Here is an 18544-nt window from a genome sequence, read left to right on the forward strand (position 1 = left end):
ACTGGCGCATGGCGTGGCGCCTCGCCCGCCGCGAGCTCGACCTGAAGTTCCGCGGGCTGCGGCTGCTGCTCGCCTGCCTGTTCCTCGGCGTCGGCGCGCTCGCCGCGATCGGCAGCCTCACCCAGGCGATCCAGCGCGAGCTCGCCTCGCGCGGCGCGATGGTGCTTGGCGGTGATCTCGAATTCGCGGTGTCGCAGCGCCCGGCCACCTCGGACGAGCGTGGCGTCATGACGTCACTCGGCAGGGTGTCGGAGACAATGCGGATGCAGGGCACAGCCGTCGGCGGCACCACCGCCACACCGCTGATCGTGCCGATCGAGCTCAAGGGCGTCGACAGCGCCTATCCGCTCTACGGCAGCCTCAAGCTCGCCGACGGCCGCGCGGTGCATGCGCCTGACGCAACCACCGCCTGGATCGCGCCGGCGCTGGCCGAGCGCCTCGGCGTCCACCCCGGCAGTCAGTTCCGGCTCGGCTCGGCGATGTTCAGGGTCGGCGGCATCATCGCCGACGAGCCCGACCGGCTCGGCGAGGGCTTCACCCTCGGCCCGGTCGCGATCGTCTCCACGGCCGGCATCGCCCGCACCGGGCTGATCCAGCCGGGCAGCCTCTACAACAGCAAATACCGTGTCGCGGTGCGCGGGGGCCGCAACCTCCAGACGCTGTCCGACCGCTTCAAGGCCCGCTTCCCCGAAGGTGGCTGGCAGGCCAAGACCCGCGACCGCGCCACGCCCGGCGCAGCGCGCTTCGTCGAGCGGATGGGCCAGTTCCTGATGCTGGTCGCGCTCTCGGCTTTGGTGATCGCCGGGATAGGCGTCGGCAACGGCGTCTCCTCCTATCTCGCCGCGCGCCGGCCCGGCATCGCCACGCTCAAGATCCTCGGCGCGACCTCGGGCATCATCGCGCGCATCTATGTGCTGCAGATCGGCGTGGTCGCCGCGATCGGCATCGCCGCCGGGCTTGCGGTCGGTGTGGGCGCGGTGCCGCTGATCGTCTGGCTCGCGGGCGATGTCCTGCCGGTCGCGCCGAAATTCTCGGTGGAGGTGATGCCGCTCGCACTCGCCGCCATCTACGGCCTGCTGATCGCCTTCGCCTTCGCCGCACCGCCGCTGGTGGCCGCCGGCAGCGTCCCGGCATCGGGCCTGCTACGCGGCCATTTCGACAACCGCCGCGCGCCGCTCCGCCGCGTCCTGCCCTGGATGGCGGGCGCCGGCATCGCAGTGGTCACGTTGGCAATGGCCTCGGCCGCGCAGCCCTGGCTGACCGCAAGCTTCCTCGGCGCAGTCGTTGGCGTGTTGCTCGCATTAGCCGGCTTCGGCTGGCTGGTCCGCAAGGGCGCGGCAATGCTGCCCAGGTCGCGCCGCCCGCTGCTCCGCCTCGCCATCGCCGCGCTTCACCGCCCCGGCGCGCGCACCGGCACCCTCGTCGTCGCGCTCGGCCTCGGCCTGACCCTGTTCGTCCTGCTGGCGGCGATCCGCACCAGCATAGACGCCAATATCGCGCGCACGGTTCCGGCCCGCGCGCCGGCGCTGTTCGCCCTCGACGTCCCCTCGACCCGCGAGGCCGAGTTCCGCAAGGTCATCGCCGCCATCGCGCCCAAGGCGAAGGTCGCGACCGTCCCGGCGATGCGCGGCACCATCACCGGCTATGGCAATGTCCGCGTCGCCGATCTCAAAACCATCCCGGACGGCGCCTGGGCACTCCGCGGCGAGCGCGGCCTGACCTATTCGGAAGCCCTCCCCGAAGGCAGCTCGCTCACCGCCGGCCATTGGTGGCCGAAAGACTATGCCGGGCCGCCTCTGGTCTCGATCGATGCGAAGCTCGCCGAGGTGCTCGGCGTGAAGATCGGCGACAAGCTCAGCTACAGCCTGCTCGGCGTCGAGCGCACCGCCACGATCGCCTCGTTCCGCCAGATCGAGTGGGACACGCTCGGTTTCAACTATGTCCTGGTCTTCTCGCCCAACGCCATTTCGGACGCCCCCCACAATCTCGCCGCCACCATCGATCTGCCCAAGGCCCGCGTCCAGCCGGTACTGCGGGCGTTGCTCAAGCCCTTCCCCTCGGTCTCGGTGATCGAGGTCGGCGGCGTCCTCGCCCAGGTCCGCGATCTCGTCGCGCAAATGGCCGCCGCGATCACCGCCGCCACCTCGGTCGCGGTCCTCGCCGGCATCGCCGTCCTCGTCGGCGCGATCGCCGCAGCGCGCGAGGCGCGCACCTATGACAGCGTCATCCTGCGCACATTGGGCGCAACCCGCGCCCAGGTGCTTGCGAGCCAGGCGATCGAATATGCCGTGCTGAGCGCGGTCTTAGCGCTGCTTGCGCTCGCACTGGGGCTCGGCGGCGCCTGGTATGTGGTGGTCGAGCTGTTCGAGTTCGCCTGGCTTCCCGATTACACCGTCGTCGCTGGAACGCTCGCGGGCGGGATCCTGATCGTCATGGGCCTCGGTCTGGCCGGCGCCTGGCCAATCCTCGGCGTCCGCCCCGCGCGCGTGCTGCGTGAACTTTGAGACAGCCAATATAAGCCCCTCCCCTTCAGGGGAGGGGTTGGGGTGGGGGCGCGCGTCTGCGCGCTCAAAAAGACTCGTACCGTCCAGACCGAAGCGCCGATCGGGGCATCGAGCCCCGCTCGACGCTGCCCCACCCCCAACCCCGTGCCGGGTGAAGAGCGCCCCGCGCTCTTCAGGCCATGCCGGGGGCATGGCCGACCCGGCGCGCCTGAAGGGGAGGGGCTTTACATTCTCAAAGCCGAACCGCTCGCCCCCTCGCTCGCCTCAGGCACCGGCGCCAAGGCGAACTGCCGCACCACCACCCGGTTACGCCCCTCCTGCTTGGCCGCATAGAGCGCCTGATCAGCCAGCCGGTACAGCTGTTGGAAATCACCCTGCGCCCGGGTCTCGGCAACCCCGATACTCGCCGTCACCGCACGCGCCCCGATCGCCCCCCGGTGATCGCACCCACCGATCTCGCGGCAGACATTGTCGGCGAACCGCGCCAGCGCGAAGCCCTCAATCCCCGCGATCATCAGCGCGAACTCCTCGCCGCCGAGCCGCGCGACCGTGCACATCGGGCCTTCCCACCGCGTCAGTCGCTCGGCGATCGTGATCAGCACCCGGTCACCGGCCTCATGGCCATGCGCGTCGTTGACCGACTTGAACCGGTCGATATCGATCAGCAGCAGCGCGACCGGCGCGCCGGCGGATCGCTCATGGTCGAGGAGCGGCGCGATCGTCTCGATAAAGCCGCGCCGGTTGCGAAGGCCGGTAAGCGGATCGCGCCGCGCCAGTTCGCTCGCCTGGGCTTCGTCGGCACGGGCGCGGTCGCGCTCCACGCGGAGCTGCGCGAACCGCCGCGTGGCGGCGATCGACAGCCACAGCGTCTGCCACGCCGCTGCGACCAGGATCACCAGTTTGGACCCCGCACCCCAGAAGGCGCCGTCGATATCGACGAGCTGGATCAGCGCGAGCGTCGCCATCGGCACCGCCCATGCCGCCGCGAAGTCGCGCGCCTCGGCACTGCCGCGCCGCCAGGCCCAGGCGAGGCAGGCGGCGACCGCGAGCAGATCGGCCAGGATGAGGATGCTCACCACCCCGGCCATCGCGTCGATCACAGCGCTGCGCACCAGGGCAAGAGGCACGCCGAACAGCGCAACAGCGCCGCCCAGCACAAGCATCGCGGTCCGGGCGCGGGCGGGCAGCACATCGCGGCCGAGCGCGGTGACGACGCTCGCAGTCGCCAGCGCGATCGCGAGGCAGGCGAGGAAGGTGCAGGTCTGCGCCGATATCGTCCCCGCCATTGCTGGTACCGCGAGCAGATCGAGCTGCGACCAGATCAGCCCCCAGAGCAGCATGCAGGCGGCCCAGGCGCCGTGCCAGACGAGGAACTGCCGCCGCACCGCTGTAGCGAGCGACAGGTTATAGAGCGTGGCGACCAGCAGCAGCATCAGCGCGGCGCCGATCGTCGCGGCCAGCGCCGCCGATTGCGCGCCAGCGTCACCCCGCGTCACGAGCCGAAGGTGGAGCAGGCTTTCGCTGGCGAGGCGATCGACCCGCATCGTCACGGCTGTAAGCGGCGCGTCCCTCACCGGCGCTTCGAAGGCGATCTGCCCACCGGCGCGCCAATGCGACCCAAAGGCTCCGCCGCTGACCTGCTGGCGCTGCGTGGCGCCGTCGGCATAGCCGAAGATCACGGTGAGCCGGTCGAAGCGCGACTGGTGGGCCATCAGCACGACATCGTTGCGGTCGACCGGCAGGCGCGCGAGGTCAGCGCGCAGCCAGAGGCTGGCCTGCTGATAGCCGGTGGGCGATCTGCGACAGCTGAAGCGCAGCGCGGGCAGGGGGGTATCAGCCTGCCGCAAAGGCGTGACGGCGTGGCAGAGCCCGTCGTTCAGCCGCAAATTCTCGGCAGCGGCGGGGAGCGCCCAGCAGGCGATGATCATGGCGACCATAGCGAGCCGCAGGCCGGCCATGGCCGCCCGGCATGATTCCCAGATCCGCCTCATGCCCGTGCTATGACGCGATCGGGTGTTCAAAGTCTTACCTCTATGGGGGAACTCAGCCCGATGCCCCGAAGATTCGCCCAGGTCCCGCGGTTCTCCATTTCCCGTCTGGCGCCTGGCCGTGCCTTGAGGCATTCCCCGCTCAGGTATCCGGACGGTGCTTTCACCTGGGGGCTGTTCCAGGTCGTCGAAGAACAGGGAGGCATTATGGCCAATTGGGTAAAGTGCAAATCGGCGGCGGACGCCGACGAAGTGGTCTATGTCAATCTCGATCAAGCCATCACCATCGTCGAGACGAGCATCGGCAGCGAGATCACCTATGCCGGGCCGGACTGCGTGTTTTCGGTCGGCAACACGCCGACCGACATTCTGAACGGCGAGACTGTGCGGGTCGTCTGAAGGGCTCGGCTGACGTGACGAGCATCCGTTCGAGCGACCCGTCCATCATCGTAGATCCAGGCATCGCCTCCGCGCTCCTTTCCGGGCGCAAGACGCAGGTCCGGGTCGGCATGCGGAGTGTCCTGGCGCAGTCCAGGCCGGGCGACCGCTTGTGGGTTCGCGAATCCTGTATCGCCGGCAGGCGTGAGGCGGGGCAGGATCTCACGACTGCCCTGAGCAAGGCGGAATTCGCCATCTTTACTGATGGCTGGCGACGCTATCGCGACGGCAGCGGCAAGCCTGGCCGGCGGCCGGGCGATGGCGATTATGAGTGGATCGGCGCAACCCATATGCCGCGCTGGGCGTCGCGCATCACGCTGGTCGTGGAATGGACGCGCTCCGAGCGTCTTCAGGAGATCACGCGTTCCGATATCCGGGCTGAAGGCGCAATCCCGATCTTCGGTGGCTTGCTGTGGCGATGGCCAAAACCCATCCCCGGCAAAAGACTGACGGCGAGGGGGGCCTTCGCCGCCAACTGGAACGTCAATCACCCGACGCCCGGCGACCGGTGGGAAGACAACCCTCAGGTCATTGTCCTCGGCTTTCGCGTTCAGTCACCGGGGGAAGAATAGCCGCGAAGGGCATAGGATTACTGGCATATAATCCAGTCTCAAGCTAGATCGGGCCCCGCGCGAGCACCCGCTGGTCGATCGCAGGAAGAATACAGGGAAAGCATGTGAGCAAAATCCGCCTTGCATCGTCGTCACTCGCATTGTGCGCCTGCTCGCTATCGGCGCCCGCCTTCGCCCAGACCTCGACTACCATCGTCGCAACCGACAGCGGTCGCGTGCGCGGCTTGGTCGAGCGCGATGTCGTGAGCTGGAAGGGCATCCCCTTTGCTGCGCCACCGGTCGGCCAGCTGCGCTGGCGTGCGCCACAGCCTCCAGCACCGTGGCGCGGCGTCCGCGATGCCATAGCCTATAGCCATGATTGCATGCAGTTCCCGTTCCCCGGCGATGCAGCCCCGCTCGGCACGCCGCCCGCTGAGGATTGCCTTTACGCCAATGTCTGGAAGCCGACGCGTGCCACGGGCAAGCTCCCGGTGCTGGTCTGGATCTATGGCGGCGGCTTCGTGAATGGCGGCGCTTCTCCGCCGACCTATACCGGCGCGCAGCTGGCGAAGCGCGGCATCATGATGGTCAGCTTCAACTACCGGATCGGCCGGTTCGGCACCTTCGCCCATCCGCAGCTGAGCAGGCGCAACCCCGACAAGGGGCTGCTTGGCAATTACGGCTATATGGATCAGGTCGCCGCCCTCAAATGGGTGAAGCGGAACATCGCTGCCTTTGGCGGCGACCCGGCCAATGTCACGATCATGGGCGAGAGCGCCGGCGGCATGTCGGTGCTCGCTCTGGTCACCTCGCCGCGGACCACGGGCCTGTTCCGCAAGGCAGTGGTGTTGTCGGGTGGCGATGGCGGCGGCATGGGCGGCGGCGGAACGCTGGCATCGGCCGAGACTGCCGGCCTCGGTTTCGCTGCGTCGAAGGACATTGCCGCCAATGATCCACGAGCGCTCGAAAAGCTCCGCGCGCTCTCGGCTGAGGAAGTCACGGGCGACCTCAATCTGGCGACCAGGGGCGGCCGCAACGCCGGCACCGTTTCAGCCCCGTTCGCTGATGGCGTACTGGCAGTGGATGTAGCCCCGGCTCTCGCTTCGGGCCGCTTCGCGCATGTCCCGCTGATGATCGGCGCGACCAGCAACGATATCGGCGGGAGGACCGGCACGATGGTCGCCGGCGCGCGCAAGCTGGCCGGGATCGTGTCAGGGCAGGGGGTGCCGGTCTATTATTACCGCTTTTCCTATGTCGCCCAGTCGATCAAGGGCGCGCACGGCGCCGATCACGCCAGCGACATCCCCTATTTCCTCGACACCGTCGCGATCAAATATGGCGACAGGACCACACCCCGCGATCGCGCCGCGGGGCTCACGGCCAGCGCCTATCTCGTGAACTTCGTGAAGACCGGAAACCCGAACGCGCCGGGCCTACCACTGTGGAGAAACCATGCGCGCGCTACCGACGAGATGATCGACTTCTCGCCCGAAGGCATCGCCATTCCCGGTCCTGACCCGTGGGCACCCACCGCCATCGGGTCGGGGAGGCGGCCTGCGACCCAATCTCGGTCCGGACAGCGAGGCACGGCCAAGGCCCGGGCGTCATTCTGGCGCCTACCCTTCTAGGGATCAGCCCTTCGAGGAATCAGACCTGGCGCTTGCGGACCGACCAGATGAAGCTGTCGTACCAGAAATGGAGCAGCGAGCAGGCGATGAACGGCGCGAGGAATATCTTGATGCTGCCCGCCCCCGCAGCGGCATAGCCCAACCCGAAGACGATGCTGCCGGCGAAAAAGAACAGCGCCGCATAACCCTTGTTGCCGCGGCCGAGCTTGCCGGTCATGTGGCCGCTCTCCTTGGTCCAGACGAGCGCGAAATACTGGACCGCGTGGTAGAGGTTGATCGCGGCGAGCGCCACCAGCGGCGGTGAGAAGCCCCATGCGAGGATCGACACGACGCCGGTGATCACCATCGTCGCCAGCTTGTGCGCCGGCAGCCGGTATCCGGCACGCATCGCGCGCGCATAGTCGATCACGGTCCAGCCGATGATGGCAACGTACAGCGCGATCGCCGCGATGCTGATGCCCTGATGATCGGCGGCGAATATGCCCGGCAGCGTGGTCAGCGTCTGGAAGACGGTTCCGTCGAATTTGAGCAGATGGTCCATATGGGCTGCGAGTGCAGTCCCCGCCGCGAGCGGGCCGACATAGAGTGCCCAGTTGAGCCTGAGATCAGTCGCACGCAGCTGCTGCGGCGCATTGCCGGCCTTCATGTCGTAGATGCGGGCAAAGCCGAAATTCTGCATCGCGGAATGATGCACATCCCAGAAGACGGCGATCACGGCTGCGGCGATAAGCGCCGTAGGGGACAGAATGAGCAGGGCGATGAGGAGAACCGGCACTATGGTAAGCCGAAGCCGATAGGCCGCGAACACGTCGCCGTTCAGATAGGCCCGGGGCACGACCGCGATCAGATGCGCCCAGGTAAGCACTGAGATGGCGCCGAACATGCCGATCACCATCGGCTTGGCGATAGCGGGCGGGGCCAGCACATCCCATCCGCGCAGCCATGCCTGGACGAGCAGAAAGGCAATCAGAGGTGCCCCCCAGAAGAGCAGGGCATCGCGTCGCGGGCCGATAATCGCGCGCGCGGGATCAGTCAGAGACCCGCCCGAGCCGGATGCGGAAGCTCGGCCCGAAAGCTGCGTATATTGCGTTGCCAAGGCCCGCCCCCCCAAATGACAACCGCGAGTCTAGCTCGGCTTGGTTAACGGATAGCTATCGCGGGTATCTATTCTCGCCAGAGGCGTCGCGCGGATTGCTCACTGCGGGAGCACCACCGGATGAACTCCAACGGGGCGGGTCAGACTCGAGGTTGGGCTAGTTCTGGCTTCAGCGGCGGCGGACGAGATACACCAGGCCCAGCACGATCGTCACCGCGATCGTGTCGGCAATCCAGTCGCGGATGTCGCAATCGCGGTGCAGGGCCGGGATCGACTGGAGCAACTCGATGATCGCGCCGAGAAAGGACAATCGCTCGCCCAGACGGAACAGCGGCATCGCGGAATAGGCGATGCTGCCGAGCAGAGCGAGCACGCTGAATGCGAGCATATGCTCGAACTTATCGCCGAGCCGGTCGATCGGCAGATGTGGCGGCTGGGGCAGCACGGCCATCACCAATGCGAACACGAGCGCGCACCAGAAAAGGGATTGCAGCCAGTCGGACCGTCGCGTGCCAGGTATCGTCATGGCGCGCGCCGTAACCGCTGGGACGGCCGCCAGCAACGGCCTTTGCGGCTCAAAGCCCATTCCGACTCAAAGGCCAGTCCGCCCGTCAAGGCTGAAGGAAATCCGGTTGTCGGCAAGCCGCACATTGAGTTGGCGGTACTTCACCAGATACCGGATCCCGACCAGCGCAGCCGCAAACCCGGCGGCGGCGCCAACGCCAAGCGCCCAGCGCGGCCCGAACCGGTCTGCCACCCAGCCGACGATCGGCGCCCCGATCGGCGTGCCGCCAAGCGCGATCGCGAACAGGATCGCCATCACCCGGCCGCGCATCGCCGGGTCGGTCGAGATCTGGACGATGCTCGCCGATGTGGTGGTGAAGGTCTGCGAGGCAATGCCGATCAGCGCCAGGGTAAGCCCGAACAGCCAATAGGTCGGCACGATGGCCGCGAGGCTGAACCCGAACCCGAACACTGCCGCCGCGCCCAGCAATATGCCGATATGCGGTCGGTCGCGCCCCGCCGCGAGCAATGCCCCCGTCACCGATCCCACCGCCATGATCGAGGACAACAGCCCATAGCGACCCGCGCCCTGATGGAAGACGGTCACTGACATGGTCGAGATGAAGATCGGGAAGTTGAGCCCGAAGGTGCCGATCAGGAACAGCATCAGCATCCCCGCCTTCAGATCGGGCCGGCTCCAGACATAGCGGAAACCCTCGGCAAAGCTGCCGCGGGTCCTGACCGGCCGATCGGTCCGGTGCAGGTCGTCGACCCGTAGCAGCGCCAGCGAGCCGAGCACCGCGGCAAAGGAGGCTGCGTTAAGCAGGAACACCCACCCGGTGCCGACGCCCGCGATCAGCATCCCGGCAATCGCCGGCCCGATCATCCGCGCCGCGTTGAACGAGGTCGAATTGAGCCCCACCGCGTTCGGCAGATCGGCCTCGCCGACCAGCTCCGAGACGAAGGTCTGCCGCGCCGGCGCGTCGAACGCCGCGATCGATCCGAGCAGAAAGGCGAAGACATAGACGTGCCACAGCTGCACCAGCCCGGTGACGGTCAGCAGGCCGAGCCCGAGCGCCATCAGCCCCATGCCCGCCTGTGTCGCGAACAGCAGCTTGCGCCGGTCGAAATGATCGGCCGCAAAGCCAGTCAGTGGCAGGAACAGCAGCTGCGGCCCGAACTGAAGCGCCATCACCAGCCCGACCGCCGCCGCCTTGTGGTCGGTGAGCTGGGTCAGGACGATCCAGTCCTGCGCGGTGCGCTGCATCCAGGTGCCGATATTGGAAACGATCGCGCCGCCTGCCCAGATCCGGAAATTGCGATTCTTCAGCGATCGGAACGTTGCGCTCATGTGCGGCTCGGGCGCGAGGCAGGGATCACCGCGCTTTCCCTTCTTGTAGCGGGGAATCGGCAATGCGCCTGAGCAGGTCGACCACGCCCATGAGCTGCGCCTGTTCCTCGGCTGAAAGCTCGGTCTGGATCGCCCGGAACAGCCAATCCTCACGCGCGGCCCTGCCGGCCTGCAACCATTCGCGGCAGGCGGGTGTGAGAGACAGAAGCGTCTGCCGCCCGTCGGAAGGGTCGGGCGCGCCAACGACCAGCCCCGCAGCCTCGAGCCCGGCAACGGTCGCCCCCATCGATTGCGGCCGCACACCCTCGGCCCGCGCCAGCGTCGAGACCGTCGCCGGCCCCTCGCGGTCAAGCAGCGAAAGCACGGCGGTCTGGGACCAGCTGAGATCTCCGGGATCGGCCTGCTCCCGCAACCGCCGCCGCAGCCGGCCGATCAGCACGCGCAAGTTGCTCGCAAGAGCGTGGGCGGCTGAGTCGGGGGACGAGTCCATGGCGGGCATGTAGGATATGTGAAGGTAAACTGCAAAGCTTACCTTCACATATTTTCGCACCAAGATTCAAAAAGCGATGCCGCCTCGTCCCGCGTGGAAGAGTCGATCACCGCCGCTATTGGCTTTGACACGCGCCACAACGCCGGGGATGACTATCTTCCGATACAGGAGAGAAGGTCGCCCATGTTGAGCCGTCGCGAAATGCTGGTGGCCGGCGTTGCTACCGGTTTGCTGAGTTCGGCAGCCTGTGCCGCGGAACCCGGCACCTGGCCCGCTTTTCCGGCCGAGGAGATCGATCTGTGGCCCGGCACGCCGCCCGCTGCGCCCGCCGTCCTGCCGGTCGAGCAGGTGATAGAAACCGGCAACGCCGAGCATCACGGCCGGATGGTCAAGGGCATCGTCCGCCCGCGCATGAAGGTGTTCCGACCAGCAAAGCCGAACGGGGCTGCGCTGCTGGTCACGCCGGGTGGCGGCTATTCGGTGATCGTCATCGATGTTGAGGGCTATCAGGTTGGCCCTTGGCTCAGCGAACGCGGCTGGACGGTTTTCGTACTTTACTACCGGCTGCCTGGGGAAGGCTGGGCGAACCGAGCGGATGTGCCGCTTGCCGATGCACAGCGCGCCATGCGGCTGATCCGGTCACGCGCGGCGCACTATGGCTTCGATCCCGACAACGTCGGCGCGCTGGGCTTCTCCGCCGGCGGGCATCTCTGCGGAGATCTCGCCACCCGCTACGACGCGAAGGTCTATGATCCGGTCGATGCCGCCGATCGGCTGAGCGCGCGGCCAGTGATCGCTGCACCCATCTATGCGGTCCAGTCGATGAGTCAGCCGCTCGCGCATGGCGGCTCGCGCGACATGCTGCTCGGGCCGAATGCCTCGCCCGAAATGCAGCGCGTGCACAGCCCGGCGCATAATGTCACCGCCGCCACGCCGCCCTGCTTCATGGCCCATGCCGAGGATGACACGACCGTGTCAGTCGAAAACACCGTGGAGATGCGCGCCGCGCTCAAGGCGGCTGGCGTGAAGGTGGAGACGCACCTGTTCACCGCAGGCGGCCATGGCCTCGGCCTGCCCGGACCAACCGGAGAGCCGGCGCGCCACTGGAAGGAGATGTTCGTCACCTGGGCAAAGGCGCAGGGCCTCGGCTGAGCCCACTGGGTCTGCCGATCCCGGGCCTATGTGATGCTCATCCTGTTATTCTTGCGGCGAATATTCGCTTTCCATCGGAACCAGGCCCGTCGTGAAGCGATGTTGAGTGGCACCAATAGGAGGCACCCATGCCGAGCACGCTCAAGACCTTCACGATCACGCCCAGCGATGGCCAGTATCTGCTGACCCTCGAAGAGGACGATGGAAGCGAGTCCGAATTCCTGGTCACCTATGACCAGCTCGACCTCATCGTCGAGGAGATCGATCGCCAGCTCAATAGCGATGAAGAGAAGGAGCTCGAGGTAAGCGACGAGGGCGAAGAGTGAGCGGCGCTGTGCCTTGCCGGTATCACGCGAGGCACCCCACGATCGCCTCCACCACCCGCTTGGTCTCCTCGATATCGCGCACCTTCACGCTATCCACGCCGGCTGCCTTGACCGGATAGTCGTTGCCGCCCGGAAAGATCGCGTCGCCCAGGAACAGCATGTCGCCGAGCGATAGCCGGGTCGCCTCGGCGAGCCGGTGCACGGCATAGCCCTTGTCCACTCCCTTGCGGGTGATGTCGATCGAGGAGGATCCGCCGATATTGATCGCGAAGCCAGGCAGCTCGGGATCGAGGATCGCCTTCAGCGCCTTGCGCTTGGCAGCATCCGGGTCCCAATTGCCCTTCACTGACAAAGGCGCCTGCTGGCCGAGCGCCGAGAAGGTGATCTGGCTGCCGCGATCCTCGATCTGCTCGCCATAGGGCTTGTCGATCTTGAGGCCGGCCTGCTCGACCGCGGCCTCCAGTTTCGCGAGGATCGTCGCGCGCTCCTCATCGGAGAAAATATCGGCATAGATCTGCGTCCAGCTGCCATCGGCGAAACGATAGAGCTTGGTGCCGGTGGTCGGCATCACCAGGAAATTTTCGAGCTTTGCGTCCGCCGGCAATTGCCCGACCAGCTGCTTTTCGAACTGCGGCCAGTCGCCGCCTGAGATCACGGTCACCAGCGCGACGTGGGTGAGGCGGGCAAGCAGATCGCCCATCTCGGCGTCGATCGCCTGTTTGCTTTCGGCAAGCGTGCCGTCGAGATCGAACGCGATCAGTTTCTTCATGCGGGCTCCGGGGTTTTGTGGCTGTAGCGTAACGAGGTCGTTCCGCCGCTGAACGCATCTCGCCGCACTCCGTTGCGCTCCCGGACCACGATCGCCGCGACAATGGTTGCAACCCGGACTCATGGTTCCGCCGGCTTGTGGCAGGTGTATTATTCATATAACACTCGTCGCATCGAAACCGCAGGGAGCGTGCCCGTGATTCATGTGAGCCCGGAAAGCCCCTGGTGGATCGCGGCGGGCGCGATGCTGATCCTGGTGGTGCATATCGCCGCGGGCGCGATTGGATTGCTCTCCGGCACGGCGGCCTTGGTTGCCCGCAAGGGCTCGCACCGGCACCGCGTGGCGGGGACGATCTTCGTCGTGTCGATGCTGGTAATGGCGGCGATCGGAGCGGGCGTATCGCCGTTTCTGGGGCACGGTATCGACACCCTCGCCGGAACTTTCACCTTCTATCTGGTGGTCACGGCATGGCTGACGGTGAAGCGCAGGGGCGGGGAGACCGGGGTTGGGGAAATCATTGCCTTCGCGGTCGCGCTGGGCGCCGTCGTCGCCGCCGTGACGCTTGGTATGCGCGGCCTGGATCGGCCGCGAGGGATGATCGCCGGCTATCCGGCCGGAGCCTATTTCTTCGTTGCGGCGATCGTGGCGCTCGCTGCCGCACTCGATATGAAGGTCATCCTGCGCGGCGGCATTACCGGCACGCCGCGGATCGCGCGGCATATCTGGCGGATGTGCGTTGCCCTGTTCATCGCCGCGGCATCCTTCTTCCTCGGGCAGCAGAAGATCATGCCGGTGTCGATCCGGGGGTCGTTCTTCCTCATGGTGCCGCCGCTCGCCGCGCTGGGGGTGATGGTCTTCTGGCTGGTGCGGGTTCGTGTCACGGGCGGTCGGAGGGTTGCTGTTCAACGCTAGCGCCCGAGCTGCCCGCGTTCCGTTTCGACTCGGGCACAAAGTGTCGCAACAAAGCGCTGGCGACCCGCGCCAGGGATCGGCCCGGGCGGCGATGATAACCCACGATTTCCCCACCATGTCGCAATAGAATCGTCGAAATAGAGCTGCTTATCTCGAATACAGCCGAATTGGTCCCAACTCTGCAGACTATCCGGAAAAGTGAGCTCGAATCATGCTAAGGTCATTTTTCCAACAATAAACCGGTCGCAACTGGAATGCGTAGTTCCGCGCTCTGGAATCCATGGATTCCGGGAGGCTGGTCCTTTTTGTCGACGAATTTCGTTCGTCGTGACTTTGGCTGATCTTTTAGCACGGTGAAGACGACGCATCGACTCTGAGGAGAAGAGGCATGTTGCTGGCATCGTTCACCCGGCTGCGCACCCCGCAGCGGATCGCCTGGGGGATTGTCCTCATGGCCCTGCTCCTCGTCGCCGCGCTGATGATCAAAGGCTCTTCCGGCATTGCCCAGCCTGTGCCGCCGCCGAAACCCGCGCGTGTCACCGGAACGCTCAAGCTGGTGGTCGCGAGCACCTCGTTCGCTGCGGTCCAGCAAAGCGCGGCCATTGCTCTGCCGGACCAGAAGGTCGTGCTGCGCTCGGCGTCCGGGTCGGATGTGTCCAGTGTCGTCACCTATCTCGACGGCCGGTTCGACCTTATCGCGCCCAAGCCCGGCACTTACCGGGTCTGCTGGGCGATCGCGACCTCGACCGGCTGCTCCAAGGAACTGGCCGTCGGCACGAAGACGGTCGGCACGGGGGATGTGCTGGCGCGGCTGTCGACACCGGTGCTCCACGGCGTGAGCCTCACCGGCGACAATCGGCCGTGCTGGATCTCCGACAGCTTTTTTGGCCTCGACGTCTCGACTGCGGTCGCAGCGGGCGGACAGAAGGTCCGCGCCAATATTCGCGGCGAATATGCCATCACCGGCCTTGCGCCCGGCGCTTATCAGGTCGAGGCGAATTGCGAAAAGGCCAAGGCCTCGGCGCAGGTCGTGCTCGGCGCGGGGGGTGCGGTCGCCAATCTGCCGCTGCCCAATCACGCGCCGCGGCTGGTCACTGTGTTCGCGACCGACGGGGCGAAGTCGATTGCCCGCGCGGTCGGCGGCGCGACGGTCAAGCTGGTCGCCGCGACACGCGATGCCGATGGCGATGCGATCGCCTATAGCTGGCGGACGCTCGAGGGCAGCGGGGCGATCGGCGCGGGCAACGGCGCCAGCGAAAAATGGACGATCCCGAGCGAGCCGGGTCTCTCCGCCGCTTATGTGATCGCGCGCGACGGCAAGGGCGGCTATGCCTATAAACGTATCGAGATCCGCTCGGGCAGCCCCGATCTCGCCTTTTCCGGCCAGGTGCTCGACGAGGTCACGCGCCAGCCGATCAACGGCGCGCTTGTCAGCATCGGCAGCGCGGCGGTGAAGACCGAAGCCAAGACCGACGCCAGTGGCTGGTTCGCGCTCACCGCCAAGCCGCAGAGCGACGATCGCTACGTCCTCAACATCACTGATCCGAACCATGCACCAGTCAGCCGGGTCTATGACAAGGACGCGACGGGGGCGACTTATGAGATGATCCGCGCCCAGGTCGAGACGCTGCCGCCCGGCGGGACAGTGCAGATCGTCGACACGCGTAGTTCCGGCCCGTGCGGCGGCAGCAGTTCGACACAGGGTGGCAAAAGCGCGCTCGTCCGGCTGGTCAAGCCGTCAATCTACCATGCCGAAGGCGACCGGGTCGATCCGCGCGAGACCGCGCGAAAATATGCCCGAGCGGATGCGGCACTGCTCGCGGCGGCCGCGAAGGAAACACGGTGCGATCCGCGCGGTATCCAGATCACCGTCCCCGCGGGTGCACTGGTCTATTCGGGCACGAACGCTCCGGTCGGCGGGATCCGCTCGGCCTCGGCATCGCTCAATCCCGCGCGCCGTGCGCTGTCGGGTGATTATCAGGCGATGCCGATCTCGGGCGTCCGCTCCGAGCTGCTCAGCTATGGTGCGCTCTATGCCGGCTTCAGCGATACCGCCGGCCACAAGCTCAACCTGAAGTCCGGCGCCACTGCGGAAATCCGCATTCCGGTCTCCGCAGAAGCGCGGCCGAGCGCGCCTGCCTCGATCGCGCTCTGGTCCTATGACGACAAGACCGGGCTTTGGGTCGAGGAGGGCAATGCGCCGCTCCAGAACACGCCGCAGGGCTGGTTCTATATCGGCCACACCAGGCATTTCTCCGAGCTCAACATGGATGTCGCCGGGACTGATCCCGCGCACGCAACCTGCGTCCGCGTCGAGCTCAGCTCCGATTTCAGCGGCTGGTCCAACCTGACCCTGCGTGCCTATGTCTCCTATGGCGGCGCGCCACCGCCCAAGGTCAAGGAGACTGCGCTCGACAATCATCAATATCACGCGATCTTCCGCATCCCTTTCAACACCGGCTTCCCCAACAGCCTGAGGCTCGAGCTGCGCGGGACTGCCAACGGCATACCGGTCGTGCTGCTCGACAATATCATCAACACCGACGCGCCGCCGCATCATGCCATGACCACACCCGATCTGTGGCCTGACTCGCCCTATACGGATTGTACACCGGTGGTGCTCACCGCCGCGCCCGGGGTGGTGCCGCCTTATGGCGATATCGACGGGTTCGGCCGGCCGGCCTTCCTCGCCGGGCCATATGGCAGCTTCAATCCCGCCAACGGCCTGCAACAGGCGACGGATTATTACGCCGCGCTCGACAACCCCACCCCCAAGGGCACGCTCGGTGACTGGTGGGATGCCAATCTCTTCAACCCCAATGGCGATGGTCCGGTCGGGCCGAATTTCGTCACCGCGAACTATCTCAACCATAATGATCTCGGTTTCGGCCGCGGCATGCACTGCCTGAAGAATGGCACCAAGCTCGCCTGTTATGTCACCAATTACGGGCTGCCCGACCAGAACCCGCAAAACGCAGATGACGCGCTTAACCACACCAGTCCCGGCGCGACGGTCGCGATGGAATATGATCCCGGCGCGCCGGCGGGTGAGGAGGTCCAGTTCTATGTCTATGGCGGTGGCGCGGTCAGGGCATCGGCGCGGCTGAAGTTCGCCGATCTCGACGGCTTCGGTCCAAAGCCGGTACCCGCGCTCTGCCAGACCTGCCATGGCGGCGGGCCGGGGCTCGACGCCAACAACAAGGCATCGGGCGCGCATTTCCGCGAGTTCGATCTGCCGAGCTTCCGCTATCCCGGCGCGAAATCCTGGGACTATGGCCAGGCGATCAGTGCAACCACGCCCTCGGCGGCGGATTTCGATGCCTTCGCCAAGCTCAACCATTTCGTCCGCGACACCAATAGCGGCAATGAGATCGCGAGCACGATCAACGGCTGGTATCCGGGCGGGGTCTTCTCAGGCCGGCCGGCCGTCCCGCCGACACCGGCGAGCTGGTCCGGCCACGCCAATGAATATCGCCAGGTCTATGGCCAGACCTGCCGAACCTGCCACATCGCCCGGGACTACCCCGATTTCGTCGGGACCGATGGACTGACGACATTCCAGGATGCATCCACAGTTGGCAAGGTCTGCGGATCGGGCAATCCCAAGGTGCGGGTGATGCCGAACTCGAGCATCACCTATCGCAACTTCTGGGTCGATACGCCGCGGGTGCATCTCTACGAGACACTCGTCAACAGAACGATCGACAGCTGCAAGAGTTAAAGGCGCGGCACGCTTCCCCGGGGCAGGTGCCCCGGGGAACTGGTATGAAGCGGCCGGGCAGTCAAGGAGGGCGGGGCCAACCCTGGTGTCTTGGGCCGAAAGTTCGTTCGACCTGATTCCCATTTCCGTCATGCCGGACTTGTTCCGGCGTTCGAGCTTTGGCTTTCCCCCGGAAAGCCAAGATTGTGTCCGGGGGACACAATCTCGCTCGAACGCATGTTTCCGCAAGATGTGCAGGCGTTGCGTTTGCGGAACGATGGACCCCGGAACAAGTCCGGGGTGACGATAGAGAATTGAGCGTACCTCAGATTCGAGACCCTAAAGCCCGCTCAGGTCAATCCCGAGATGGCCGAACATTGCCTGTTCCCAGCCGGTCTCGGGCAAGCCGAAAGCCTTGCGCTCTTCCGGCGTCTTCGCGCGCCAATAGGCGATGGTGGGGCGAAGGCTGGAAAGCATCGCATTCTCCATCATCGCGCGCTGGGCTTCTTCCGGTGACGGCTTGCCGACCCAGCGTTCGAGCCAGGCGCCCAGATCGGGCGCATCGGGCTTGAACGAGCGCCGCCAGACCTTGTCGCTGGGGCCGTCGGCGAGCTCTTCCTCGTCCCAATAGATGATCTCGCCGGTGCCGATATCGATGCAGTCATTCCCCGGCTCGGTCCCGGTGAACGGCAACAGCTGCGCGGGCCAGGTCTGGCCGCGCCAGCCCGGCGGATTGGCGATGCGATCGAGATAGATATCTACCGCGCGTTCCAGCGGGAGCAGCCCGGCACCGGGCCCAAAGCCGCCATCGCCAATCTCGGTGTAGAGGCGACGCAGCTCGGGCGGCAGTGCGAAACCGAGCCGCGCTTCGGCGGCGGCAATCGCATGATCATCGAGCGGATCGGCAAGCGGCGTGTCGACCGACTTCGTGTGCGGATCGGCCTCGCCGCGCAGCAACGCGCCCAGATCGATGCCCCGGACAGCAAAGCCGCCGACGCTCACCGTGCGGCCGCGCGTTGACGGCGGCGCATCGGTACGGCGTTCGGGATCGGCCGCGCGAGATTGCAGGCGGCGGAGCAGATCGTCGGAAAGCATGGGCATGGCAGGTCCTCCCGGGATGGGAGGCTACAGGGCA

15 protein-coding genes are annotated in these 18544 nt (G+C 66.2%); 8 read left to right on the forward strand and 7 right to left on the reverse strand.

Features of this window, described 5'->3' with window-relative positions:
- Nucleotides 1-8: 8 nt before the first annotated feature.
- Nucleotides 9-2504: an ABC transporter permease gene (locus AC1DVS_RS07935; protein WP_478022111.1), complete on the forward strand. Its 2496-nt coding sequence runs from the start codon at nucleotides 9-11 to the stop codon at nucleotides 2502-2504.
- A 224-nt stretch (nucleotides 2505-2728) separates the two neighbouring features.
- Here the strand turns inward: AC1DVS_RS07935 and AC1DVS_RS07940 are convergent, their stop codons facing one another.
- The gene (locus tag AC1DVS_RS07940; RefSeq protein ID WP_478021861.1) at nucleotides 2729-4495 is read right to left on the reverse strand and encodes a GGDEF domain-containing protein; all 1767 of its coding nucleotides are present in this window, start codon (nucleotides 4493-4495) and stop codon (nucleotides 2729-2731) included.
- A gap of 204 nt (nucleotides 4496-4699) precedes the next feature.
- Here AC1DVS_RS07940 and AC1DVS_RS07945 point away from each other — a divergent pair, with 204 nt between their 5' ends.
- The 3 genes from AC1DVS_RS07945 (at nucleotide 4700) to AC1DVS_RS07955 (ending at nucleotide 7109) form a co-directional block, all read left to right on the forward strand.
- Nucleotides 4700-4891 (forward strand): hypothetical protein, encoded by a 192-nt coding sequence (locus tag AC1DVS_RS07945; RefSeq protein ID WP_478021862.1) that lies wholly within the window; start codon nucleotides 4700-4702, stop codon nucleotides 4889-4891.
- A 14-nt stretch (nucleotides 4892-4905) separates the two neighbouring features.
- Nucleotides 4906-5502, forward strand: coding sequence for a hypothetical protein (locus AC1DVS_RS07950; RefSeq protein ID WP_478021864.1), 597 nt, complete (start codon nucleotides 4906-4908; stop codon nucleotides 5500-5502).
- A gap of 104 nt (nucleotides 5503-5606) precedes the next feature.
- Nucleotides 5607-7109, forward strand: coding sequence for a carboxylesterase/lipase family protein (locus AC1DVS_RS07955; RefSeq protein WP_478021865.1), 1503 nt, complete (start codon nucleotides 5607-5609; stop codon nucleotides 7107-7109).
- 19 nt (nucleotides 7110-7128) lie between these two features.
- Here the strand turns inward: AC1DVS_RS07955 and AC1DVS_RS07960 are convergent, their stop codons facing one another.
- The 4 genes from AC1DVS_RS07960 to AC1DVS_RS07975 all read right to left on the reverse strand — a co-directional run bounded on the left by AC1DVS_RS07960 (nucleotide 7129) and on the right by AC1DVS_RS07975 (nucleotide 10550).
- Nucleotides 7129-8205 carry a hypothetical protein gene (locus AC1DVS_RS07960; RefSeq protein ID WP_478021866.1) on the reverse strand — a complete coding sequence of 359 codons (1077 nt, stop codon included), beginning with the start codon at nucleotides 8203-8205 and terminating at the stop codon, nucleotides 7129-7131.
- Nucleotides 8206-8374: 169 nt separating this feature from the next.
- A complete protein-coding gene (locus AC1DVS_RS07965) occupies nucleotides 8375-8731 on the reverse strand; it encodes a VanZ family protein (protein ID WP_478021868.1) in 357 nt (118 codons plus the stop codon).
- A 66-nt stretch (nucleotides 8732-8797) separates the two neighbouring features.
- Nucleotides 8798-10060 carry an MFS transporter gene (locus AC1DVS_RS07970; RefSeq protein WP_478021870.1) on the reverse strand — a complete coding sequence of 421 codons (1263 nt, stop codon included), beginning with the start codon at nucleotides 10058-10060 and terminating at the stop codon, nucleotides 8798-8800.
- Between the two features lie 25 nt (nucleotides 10061-10085).
- On the reverse strand, nucleotides 10086-10550 hold the full coding sequence (locus tag AC1DVS_RS07975) for a MarR family winged helix-turn-helix transcriptional regulator (RefSeq protein ID WP_478021871.1): 465 nt from the start codon (nucleotides 10548-10550) through the stop codon (nucleotides 10086-10088).
- 183 nt (nucleotides 10551-10733) lie between these two features.
- Between AC1DVS_RS07975 and AC1DVS_RS07980 the strand changes: the two genes are divergently transcribed.
- Together AC1DVS_RS07980 and AC1DVS_RS07985 are read left to right on the forward strand one after the other, a co-directional pair.
- Nucleotides 10734-11702 carry an alpha/beta hydrolase gene (locus AC1DVS_RS07980; RefSeq protein WP_478021872.1) on the forward strand — a complete coding sequence of 323 codons (969 nt, stop codon included), beginning with the start codon at nucleotides 10734-10736 and terminating at the stop codon, nucleotides 11700-11702.
- Nucleotides 11703-11830: 128 nt separating this feature from the next.
- Nucleotides 11831-12028, forward strand: a complete 198-nt coding sequence (locus AC1DVS_RS07985) for a hypothetical protein (RefSeq protein WP_478021874.1) — start codon at nucleotides 11831-11833, stop codon at nucleotides 12026-12028.
- Nucleotides 12029-12050: 22 nt separating this feature from the next.
- On the opposite strand, the gene AC1DVS_RS07990 is transcribed toward AC1DVS_RS07985, so the two are convergent.
- The gene (locus AC1DVS_RS07990) at nucleotides 12051-12797 is read right to left on the reverse strand and encodes an HAD-IIB family hydrolase (RefSeq protein WP_478021875.1); all 747 of its coding nucleotides are present in this window, start codon (nucleotides 12795-12797) and stop codon (nucleotides 12051-12053) included.
- Between the two features lie 195 nt (nucleotides 12798-12992).
- On the opposite strand from AC1DVS_RS07990, the gene AC1DVS_RS07995 reads away from it, so the two are divergent.
- Both AC1DVS_RS07995 and AC1DVS_RS08000 read left to right on the forward strand, forming a co-directional pair.
- On the forward strand, nucleotides 12993-13709 hold the full coding sequence (locus tag AC1DVS_RS07995; RefSeq protein WP_478021876.1) for a DUF2306 domain-containing protein: 717 nt from the start codon (nucleotides 12993-12995) through the stop codon (nucleotides 13707-13709).
- Between the two features lie 388 nt (nucleotides 13710-14097).
- Entirely contained in the window at nucleotides 14098-17430 is a 3333-nt protein-coding gene (locus AC1DVS_RS08000) for a peptidase associated/transthyretin-like domain-containing protein (protein WP_478021878.1), read from the forward strand.
- A gap of 318 nt (nucleotides 17431-17748) precedes the next feature.
- Here AC1DVS_RS08000 and AC1DVS_RS08005 read toward each other — a convergent pair whose 3' ends face one another.
- Nucleotides 17749-18510: an SMI1/KNR4 family protein gene (locus tag AC1DVS_RS08005; protein ID WP_478021879.1), complete on the reverse strand. Its 762-nt coding sequence runs from the start codon at nucleotides 18508-18510 to the stop codon at nucleotides 17749-17751.
- Nucleotides 18511-18544 lie beyond the last annotated feature (34 nt).

The sequence above is a fragment of the Sphingomonas sp. P3_C5 genome (genome assembly GCF_056402635.1).

Coding starts and splice junctions, on each gene's coding strand:
- AC1DVS_RS07935 (WP_478022111.1), top strand. CDS start 9: ATGGCGTGGCGCCTCGCCCGCCGCGAGCTCGACCTGAAGTTCCGCGGG.
- AC1DVS_RS07940 (WP_478021861.1), bottom strand. CDS start 4,495: ATGAGGCGGATCTGGGAATCATGCCGGGCGGCCATGGCCGGCCTGCGG.
- AC1DVS_RS07945 (WP_478021862.1), top strand. CDS start 4,700: ATGGCCAATTGGGTAAAGTGCAAATCGGCGGCGGACGCCGACGAAGTG.
- AC1DVS_RS07965 (WP_478021868.1), bottom strand. CDS start 8,731: ATGACGATACCTGGCACGCGACGGTCCGACTGGCTGCAATCCCTTTTC.
- AC1DVS_RS07970 (WP_478021870.1), bottom strand. CDS start 10,060: ATGAGCGCAACGTTCCGATCGCTGAAGAATCGCAATTTCCGGATCTGG.
- AC1DVS_RS07975 (WP_478021871.1), bottom strand. CDS start 10,550: ATGGACTCGTCCCCCGACTCAGCCGCCCACGCTCTTGCGAGCAACTTG.
- AC1DVS_RS07980 (WP_478021872.1), top strand. CDS start 10,734: ATGTTGAGCCGTCGCGAAATGCTGGTGGCCGGCGTTGCTACCGGTTTG.
- AC1DVS_RS07985 (WP_478021874.1), top strand. CDS start 11,831: ATGCCGAGCACGCTCAAGACCTTCACGATCACGCCCAGCGATGGCCAG.
- AC1DVS_RS07990 (WP_478021875.1), bottom strand. CDS start 12,797: ATGAAGAAACTGATCGCGTTCGATCTCGACGGCACGCTTGCCGAAAGC.
- AC1DVS_RS08000 (WP_478021878.1), top strand. CDS start 14,098: ATGTTGCTGGCATCGTTCACCCGGCTGCGCACCCCGCAGCGGATCGCC.
- AC1DVS_RS08005 (WP_478021879.1), bottom strand. CDS start 18,510: ATGCCCATGCTTTCCGACGATCTGCTCCGCCGCCTGCAATCTCGCGCG.